The following is an 8,743-nucleotide window of genomic DNA, read 5'->3' as shown; positions in this document are numbered from 1 at the left end:
ATGTATTTTTTACAAGGGCTTCGCCGCAAATTTTTATACATTTGTCAAGTTTTTTATGCAAAAAAGTTGGAGGAAATTTCAAAAAGTAAACAATAAAAAAGAGCGTAAACTCGGGGACTAGAGACTTTCCGAGAGTGCTCAGAAGTAATTTGGAGGAGAGTATAATGAAAAAAATATTAAAAAAAAAATATACCAAAAAAGAAAATATTTTTAGGGTTGTATTTACACTACTTCTTATTTTTATTATAATTACAATTTTTCTGTCAATTGACTATTCTAAAATACGTTTTATTGGATTGTTTGCATTGCTACCTGCACTCTTACCCTCATTAGTAATATATTTCTATAGATATTTAAAAAATAATAACCCTAATTAAAGCAATGTCATTAAGTTAAGAGATTTTCAGAAAGAGTCAAGTACGTATTGCGTGCAGGGCTCTTTTTTTTGCTTTTATTTCGAAATACCTTGACATTTTATCCAAAAAATGTGGCGAAGCCCTTTGAATATATTATTTCAAGGAGGTTTTATATGAACGAATTCGCTAACAGTATTTTGCAACATCTTAAGGACTCTATCGTATTGTCCGAACGTAATTCCAGGGATTTTGTGACCAATCCACACTCTGATTTTATTAGGAAAAGAAAGTTACACTATTCAGAAATGATTCACCTCATTCTCTCCATGGGAGGACAAAGCCTGAAATTGGAGCTGTTAGACTACTTTTCTTATGATATTTCTACTGCTTCATGTTCTGCCTTTGTTCAACAAAGGCAGAAGTTATTGCCTTCTCTTTTCGAGACCTTATTTCAAGACTTCAACCGCAAGTTATCCTATGATTCATCTTATGATGGATATCGGTTATTGGCTGCTGATGGATCTGATCTTGTCATTGCCAAGAATCCAAATGATGTTGAAACTTACCAAGACAATGGTCCCAATAAGGGTTGTAACATGCTTTATTTGAATGCTATCTATGACTTATGTAATAGAACGTATGTGGATGTAGATATCCAACCCAGATCAAAATTTAATGAAAGAAAAGCGCTTATCGAGATGATGAATCGTTCGCAAATCAAGGGAAAAACAATTCTTATTGCTGACCGAGGTTATGAGAGCCACAACCTTTTTAAACATATGCGCAAGAAAGGCTGGCACTATCTTGTTCGAGTCAAAGATATCACAAGTAATGGTATCTCTTCAAGTCTGGTACTTCCAGATACAGAAACCTTTGATGTGGATTACTCCTTGCTTATGACACGAAGGCAGACCAATGAGGTAAAGGCAAATCCAGATATCTATAAGTTTATGCCGAACAATCAAATTTTTGATTTCTTGCCTACTGGGAGTAAAGAAACATATCCATGTAACTTTAGAATTCTAAGATTTCTAATAGCAGATGACTCATATGAGGTCATTATGACAAATCTTGATAGAGAAACGTTTCCTATGAAGAAGATTAAGGAGTTATATCAAATGAGATGGGGAATCGAAACTTCATTTAGAGAGCTCAAATATGCTTTGGGGCTTAGAAATTTTCATGCAAAAAAGGTGGCATATATCCTACAGGAAGTCTTCGCACGACTCGTAATGTATAACTTCTGTGAAGCAATCACAACACATGTTGTTATCAATCAAAAAGAAAGAAAGCACATATATCAAGTGAACTTCACTATAGCTATTGCAATCTGTATGCGATACTTCAGGTGTAGAAAGGATATACCACCACCAGATGTTGAAGCCCTAATCAATAAAAACATCCTGCCTGTAAGGCCTGATCGCAAAGACCCTCGGAAAGTCAAGATCAGGACAACAGTCAGCTTTATGTATAGAGCAGCTTAATTGTATCTTAAATCCTAATTAAATGCAGCAGATATTCATCTGCTTATTAGTAATGCCCAAAATAATAGTTTAGGATAAAAAAAACCGCCAAATGCTTATTGCATTTGACGGTTAACTATAATTCTTAACTTATTGGCGCTTAACTTAATGACATTGCTAATTAAAGGGGTATTATTTACTATGCAATAGCTAATTGAGATATTACAAATGTTTGTTTTAGAATTGTTCCATCAGGATTGTAGTGTGTTTTTGTATATCCATAGAACTTCAAGTTTATACCATTATGAATATTGTTACTTTGCATAATTGCCTCTAATTGAGTTCCTAAAGGATTCATAGAATTAGATATTGCAAATTGTACTCCTCCACCAACTAAGCCTAGTGCAACCCCAAACCATCCACCGGTTGCAATAGTGGCAGCTGTTAATGCTAAAAAATAAGCCACATTACCACCGGTAGATTGACTCTGATATGTTGATTTCAATTGATAAAGTTCATTTTTTGTAAAATATCTTCCTGGTGTCCATTTGTATACTTTTGGCATTTCTGGGTTCATAATAAATCCTCCTAAAATATAATTGCTTATTTACAAAATCGCGATTTGTAGTTACACTAATTAAAAAGCCTAAAATATTTAAAATGTAAACCTATTTTTCAATAAAGTGTTTTTTTATTATTGAAATGTCTTCTTTTAGAATGTTTACACTTTTGAGCTGTTCAGTTATCTGCAAAATAATTTTCTGATAATTTTCTTCTCTTTCGTCTTGCTTAAGATCTCTTTTTTCTTGATTTTTCATATTATAAAAGATTAAACCGATAGCTAAAGCTGCCCATACTCCTTGTTTCAATGCTTCTTCCAAAATCCCAATTTCCATAAATTTCTCCCTTTTACATTTCTACTACAGTAATAATTTAGTCGTCATTTAATCGTTTTCTCAGGTTAGCATCGTTTTTAAATTACTTAACGCTTTCTTTTCAGTTTTATAAACGGTTTGTCTGGTAACGCCCATTTTTCTGGCAATTTCGTTTGTTTGATATCCTTTGTAAAACTTGTATACAATAACATTTTTTTGATTATCTGAAAGATTTTTTAAGGCTTTGTGTAAATCAAGATTTCTTTTATCTTCTTGAGTTATGTATGATTCGTAGTTTTCAAAATCATCTGTAAGAATATTTGCATTGATATACCGGCATTTCTTTTGTGAAAGCTTTATATATGCTCGGTACATTGATTTGTCAATATATGACAAAATTTTGTACGTATGATTATATGATGGAATTTTATACAAAAGAATTATGAATTTTTCGTGTAAATCATTTGTTGCATCTTCATAGGCAAGTAATTTTTCATATTTCCTTATTAATGGTTTGAATATTTCTATCATGTTAATAACACTTTCTTTATCTTTAATTTTACATTTTTCTATAAGATTTATTAAATTCTCTTCCATATATATACCCTCCTTTAACTATTTAAAAATCTAATTAGCACAGAAATGTAAACTTAGATTTAAATATTTTTAGAGAATATTGATATACCTACTTCAAGAAAATTAAATGATTTATCATATGGTTAAGGCGTCAAAACTATATAGTTGAACTTTCACATACCATATATAGTTACGAATGTATCAACGTAATCTGTATATGGTATGTGAATTTAGTGCAACTTAGTTTTGACCCTTTAACCATCATATTAATGTTTGACTTATTAACAGAACAACTTGACTTTATAAATAAACTTAAAAAACCGTCAGACCTATGTTTATAAATTCTGGCGGGTGTTGTTTTGTCATAGAGTCATAGTTTTGCCAAAAAATAAGGCATTATATCATCAAAAGAAAATCCATCTCACCTCAAAACAGTCTTTTTATTCGAAGTATATTCTTAGAAGTTGAATAAAAGAATTAATAATCAAATACCAGATCATTCATAATCTCAGTGAAAACTAAAAACTCGCTACCATAAGAAAAAAGCTTCGAGATATACTTTTGTAGATGTTGCTGAAAAAGAGTGAGAAATTTAGTTTAGAGGCTTCAACCCAAAATACGGTCAAAAAATCAACAGTTTAGCATATATACAATCAAAAAAAGCAAATAAAAACAAACGGTATGCATAAACAAACAAACAGCTTAATCTAGTAAAAGATGCTGTTTGTTTGTCTATGCATACCGTTTGCCTGTTATGGGTTGTATAAGTCCTAGATTATGGTATCATTCTAATTACAAAAACATTATTGATTCACACAACGAATTAATGATCTTTAAAATTACCTTCTGAGGGGAAGTAGTTTTAAATATATTAGATGCCATTCTAATTTGGAATTTCACTTTAGTATGGAAGGAATCATATGTTGATCATTTACTTGATTGATATATGATTTTGATTTTACAGTTAATTTCTTTTAGGGATGAAGCGTCACAATCAGACCTAAACCTTCGACAGAAAGATAAGAGGGAAAATGTATGCAAGAAAAAGAGAACATATTCATGAACAAAGTCTTAGAAAATAACGACATGCAAAAAATCGTCATAACGGAAGATGATAACTTTGTTATTAAGACGATTTATGATAAAATCAACAAATCAATTATTGTTGAGGAAAAAAACAAAGAAACAGGTCTACAGTCAAAAACCATTACAAAGATAGGTATAGAAAAAACATCAGCAATAAGCGCCTAATTATAAATATGGTTAAAGGGTCAAAACTAAGTTTCACTAAATTCGCCTACCATATGTAGATTACCTTGATACATTCATAACTACATATGGTAGGTGAAAGTTCAACTATATAGTTTTGACGCCTTAAGCAAATATACTAGTAAATAGAACCATAAACAAAACTACAACCAAAATAGATAAGCATAATACCTAGGCTTGCAATTATGGTTCGGTATAAAGCAAGGGGCATGAATTTTCGTGTGGTGCCAACAGCAATGGAAATGAATCCATACCATATAAAATCAGCAAGTACATGACCACTGTAAAAGAGTAGAACACCTGTGATGCCGAAAGCTTTGTAGGCTTGCAGTAAAAAACCAAGGCCAATGATGGCCCACCAAAGTATAAAATATGGGTTAGCAGCACTGAGTAAAAATCCTGAAACAAGGATATTACTGGTGTTGCTTTTGTTTTCGTCCAGCTGAATGCTGATCTTGTTTTTGACAGAACCGATAATCATATCAAAGCCCATATAGATGAGTAGAGCACCACCAATTAGACCGATACCAACTTGTGCCATATTAGATTGTAAAATGGTATCAAATCCCAAGAAAATCAAGGCAATTAAAAGAATCTCAAGGGCTGCGTGACCGACAATAACAATAAAACCGGCAAAAATACCGGTATGCAAAGATTGCTTAATGGTATATGTGAGCAATGGACCCGGCATCATAGCGCCAGAAAAGGCGATAACCAAAGCGGATAAAAATACGAGTGTCATTAAAATACACCCTTTCTTTTAATAACTTTATTTACTTTTTACATTGTAGCATTATATATGAACTTCAACAATAGAGATTAACCGACCGTAGACCATAATTGACATTAAAATATTAGTATGGTAACATATCTTATTATATTGATAGGAGGATTCCATGTTACTTAAGTTGATTGAAAGAAATAAATATGATTCTGTCAGAGAATATGTATATAATACATTACGTGAAAATATTATGAACTTGGACTTGAAACCAGGAACGAATATAACTGAAAAGGATATTGCTGAAATGATGGAAGTAAGCCGAACACCTGTTAGAGAGGCTTTGCTTAAATTATCTCAAGAAGATTTACTGAATATATATCCACAAAAAGGTACGATTGTGTCATTGCTTGATATTAATTATATTGAACAGGCGATGTTTATAAGAATGAGCCTGGAAGTTGCAATCGTCAAGCTGGCGTGTCAAAAATTTTCAGAAGAGATCCTATATGAACTCAGAAAAAATTTGAATGACATGGCTTTTCAAATCAAGCAACTGGATATTAATACGAAGCACTTGTTTTCTTACGACACAGAGTTCCACAAATTGCTTTATAAAGGAACTGGGATGATGCAGGCATGGTTTGTCATAACTCAAGTAAGCACCCACCTTAATCGAGCTAGGTATCTAAAGCTACTCACTTCGGACATTCATTGGGAAGGGATTATAAAGCAACATACAGAATTAGTGGATGCTCTTGAAAACAGGGAAACAGAAAAGGCCATAAAAGTATTAAATGCTCATCTTGGAGGGTTTGATATGGAGATATACAGATTAAAAGAAAACCATCAAGACCTATTCGTATAAAGAAAACCAAATTTATTCCGATAAATTTGGTTTTCTTTTGTTCTCTAGGAGCGTCATACTCTAGTATTTGGCTTTAAAACATAGCTTCATTTCTTCTTTGTGGGGTATTGAAAATTCCATAAAAAATTGATAGGAAAAGGTTGACAAGCCATTACTACCATGGTACCATACATTTATTACCATGGTAGTAATACTAGAATACAAAGAAAGGAGGAGATGAGAATATGCGCAAACTAGGCATTGCAATAATTGGTCTAGGAGCAATATCCAGTGTACACATAGAAGGCTATCTTAACTTTAAAGAGCAATGTGACATACGCGTTCTTTGTGATATGAATGTAGAAAAAGCAGAAAAGATCATAAAAGACTTCGATATTAAAAATGCTACTGTGATTACGGATTGGCAAAAAGTATTGGATAAGGATGACATTGATCTGGTATCAATATGCTTACCACCTAGTCTTCATGCTACGATTGCAAAGCGAATTCTTGAATCGGGCAAAAATGTCCTTATTGAAAAACCTATGGCACTATCTTTGAAAGATTGCGATGACATTATTAGAATAGCAGAAGAGAATAAAGTACTTGTTAGTGTTGTTTCTCAGAATAGGTATAAGATTCCTGTGATGAAAGTGAAACAAATCATTGATCGTAAAATTGCCGGTCCTGTTTTGACTTCAGTAGTTAATTCTTTTTGGTGGCGAGGTGGAAATTATTACGATATCTGGTGGCGTGGTAAATGGGAGAGTGAAGGTGGTGGATGCCTGATGAATCATTCTGTTCATCATATTGATTTATTACAATGGATCAATGGCATGCCAAGTAGTGTAACGGCTGTTATTAACAATCTGGTTCATGATAATTCGGAGTGCGAGGATCATGCTGTGGTAATCCTACAGTATCCCCATATGACAGCACAATTGACTTCCACATTATTGGCTCATAATGAAGAACAAGAGCTGATATTTCAGACAACAAAATGTAGACTATCTATTCCATGGAAACCTGCTGCATCAAAGGCTTTGGCAAATGGTTTTCCTGAAGAAAACACTCAGTTCCTAGAAGAAATTCAAGCCTATTATGAGTCCATTGAAGAAATAAAATATGAAGGCCATACGGCTCAGATTCTAAATGTCATAAGAGCTATTAATGGTGAAGAAGAGTTGCTAATCGATGGTAATGAAGGTAGAAAGACGATTGAAATAATAATGGCGATATACAAATCAGCATTATTAGGTAGAACTGTGGATTTGCCTTTAGAAAAAGAGGACGATTTTTATAATTTTGACACTTTCATTCAGTCAATGCCACATTTTAATGAGAAAACAATTAGTACAGAAGGGTATTCAGAAAATGTAATTACCTTAGGTAGAAATGTAGGAAAATGATGTATAAAAATATATTGAATCGGGAGGAATAGAGAATGAAAAGAATAACATCAATGTTATTGGTATTAAGTTTGCTTGTTATAGTATTTGTAGGATGCGCTGGAAAGGATTCAAATGTAACAGAGCCAATAAAAGAGAATGAAGAAGTTGAAACATCAGATAATGAACCACTGGTAGATGATACAGTATATAAACTTAGAACTTCCACCAATTTAGGAGAGGTAGGAACAACAGGTTTAGCCTTAAAATATTTTGTTGATCAAGTCAATGAAAGATCAGGCGGAAGAATCGAAGCAACAGCTAATTATGGATCTGAACTTGGTAGTCAACTTGAGCAAGTAGAAATGGCACAGTTAGGTGATTTGGAAATGGTATGTGCAGCACCCGGTACCGGATTGGGTGGATGGGTTCCTGAATTAGCTATGTATGAGTTCCCATTTATTTTTGACGACAATGAGCAATATAGAAAAGTTCTAGTAGATACCGAAGACGAAGTTACTAAGCTGGTTTCTGAGTATGGATTCACAGCGGCATCGGGACAATCCCAAGGTGCCAGAAATATTCTGACGCTTAAGCCGATTAATACAATTGAAGATTTAGCGGGTGTCAAAATGCGTGGACCCAACGTTGTATATACAGATATGTTTGACGCCCTTGGTGCGGCAGGAACGATAACCGGATGGAATGACATTTATACATCACTTCAAACAAAAGTAATTGAAGGATGCGAAGCTTCTCCAAGTGCCCTGTATTCAATGAATTTTCATGAGCAAGCAAAAAACATGACAGTTACCAATCATATTATTGCATGTACATACTATTTCTTTAATACAAAATGGCTTGAAAGTTTACCAGATGACTTAAAAACAATTGTACTTGAAAGCGCAGAAGATGCAAGAGAATACCATGCAAAATTGTATGATGAAGAAGATGCAATAGCATTACAAGCGATGATCGATGAAGGTGTTAATGTGATAGAATTATCACCAGAAGAAAAAGCAAAATTTGTTGAAGCATGTTCTGGAATGTTAGATGAGTACAGAGCAAAAGGCGATAATTGGAATGCTTTTATAGATGTATTATTAACCGCAAAAAATTGATATAATATATAGAGTTAGTATTGTTGGCATGATTACATTCGTAATTATGTCAACAATAGTATTCTGATTTCTATTAGGAAAGAGCCACTTCCCTAGCAGAAATCAGAATACTAGCTTTAGCGCATGG

General features: G+C 33.2%; 10 protein-coding genes. 6 read left to right on the top strand and 4 right to left on the bottom strand.

Translation table 11 applies throughout. The annotated features are described in order from the left end of the window. The first annotated feature begins 164 nt into the window (after positions 1–164). Together AC6F8J_RS05430 and AC6F8J_RS05425 are read left to right on the top strand one after the other, a co-directional pair. A complete protein-coding gene (locus AC6F8J_RS05430) occupies positions 165–377 on the top strand; it encodes a hypothetical protein (protein WP_500721600.1) in 213 nt (70 codons plus the stop codon). Positions 378–529: 152 nt separating this feature from the next. Further along, a complete protein-coding gene (locus AC6F8J_RS05425) occupies positions 530–1,840 on the top strand; it encodes an IS4 family transposase (RefSeq protein ID WP_500721599.1) in 1,311 nt (436 codons plus the stop codon). 178 nt (positions 1,841–2,018) lie between these two features. Here AC6F8J_RS05425 and AC6F8J_RS05420 read toward each other — a convergent pair whose 3' ends face one another. The 3 genes from AC6F8J_RS05420 to AC6F8J_RS05410 all read right to left on the bottom strand — a co-directional run bounded on the left by AC6F8J_RS05420 (position 2,019) and on the right by AC6F8J_RS05410 (position 3,291). Then, on the bottom strand, positions 2,019–2,396 hold the full coding sequence (locus AC6F8J_RS05420; RefSeq protein ID WP_500721597.1) for a hypothetical protein: 378 nt from the start codon (positions 2,394–2,396) through the stop codon (positions 2,019–2,021). Positions 2,397–2,487: 91 nt separating this feature from the next. Then, the gene (locus AC6F8J_RS05415) at positions 2,488–2,715 is read right to left on the bottom strand and encodes a BhlA/UviB family holin-like peptide (protein WP_500721596.1); all 228 of its coding nucleotides are present in this window, start codon (positions 2,713–2,715) and stop codon (positions 2,488–2,490) included. A gap of 60 nt (positions 2,716–2,775) precedes the next feature. After that, positions 2,776–3,291 (bottom strand): sigma-70 family RNA polymerase sigma factor, encoded by a 516-nt coding sequence (locus AC6F8J_RS05410; protein WP_500721595.1) that lies wholly within the window; start codon positions 3,289–3,291, stop codon positions 2,776–2,778. A 1,014-nt stretch (positions 3,292–4,305) separates the two neighbouring features. Between AC6F8J_RS05410 and AC6F8J_RS05405 the strand changes: the two genes are divergently transcribed. After that, positions 4,306–4,521, top strand: a complete 216-nt coding sequence (locus tag AC6F8J_RS05405) for a hypothetical protein (RefSeq protein ID WP_500721593.1) — start codon at positions 4,306–4,308, stop codon at positions 4,519–4,521. A 136-nt stretch (positions 4,522–4,657) separates the two neighbouring features. Here the strand turns inward: AC6F8J_RS05405 and AC6F8J_RS05400 are convergent, their stop codons facing one another. Continuing rightward, positions 4,658–5,281, bottom strand: coding sequence for a LysE family transporter (locus tag AC6F8J_RS05400; RefSeq protein ID WP_500721592.1), 624 nt, complete (start codon positions 5,279–5,281; stop codon positions 4,658–4,660). Positions 5,282–5,435: 154 nt separating this feature from the next. Here AC6F8J_RS05400 and AC6F8J_RS05395 point away from each other — a divergent pair, with 154 nt between their 5' ends. The 3 genes from AC6F8J_RS05395 to AC6F8J_RS05385 all read left to right on the top strand — a co-directional run bounded on the left by AC6F8J_RS05395 (position 5,436) and on the right by AC6F8J_RS05385 (position 8,616). After that, positions 5,436–6,128, top strand: a complete 693-nt coding sequence (locus tag AC6F8J_RS05395) for an FCD domain-containing protein (RefSeq protein WP_500721590.1) — start codon at positions 5,436–5,438, stop codon at positions 6,126–6,128. A 224-nt stretch (positions 6,129–6,352) separates the two neighbouring features. After that, positions 6,353–7,516 (top strand): Gfo/Idh/MocA family oxidoreductase, encoded by a 1,164-nt coding sequence (locus AC6F8J_RS05390; protein ID WP_500721589.1) that lies wholly within the window; start codon positions 6,353–6,355, stop codon positions 7,514–7,516. A gap of 35 nt (positions 7,517–7,551) precedes the next feature. Beyond that, complete coding sequence (locus AC6F8J_RS05385) at positions 7,552–8,616, top strand: TRAP transporter substrate-binding protein DctP (RefSeq protein WP_500721588.1); 1,065 nt, start codon at positions 7,552–7,554, stop codon at positions 8,614–8,616. The last annotated feature ends 127 nt before the right edge of the window (positions 8,617–8,743 follow it).

Source organism: Petrocella sp., assembly GCF_059865615.1.
The sequence above is the reverse complement of the archived record's forward strand: the minus strand, read 5'-3'. Positions and strand labels throughout refer to the sequence as shown.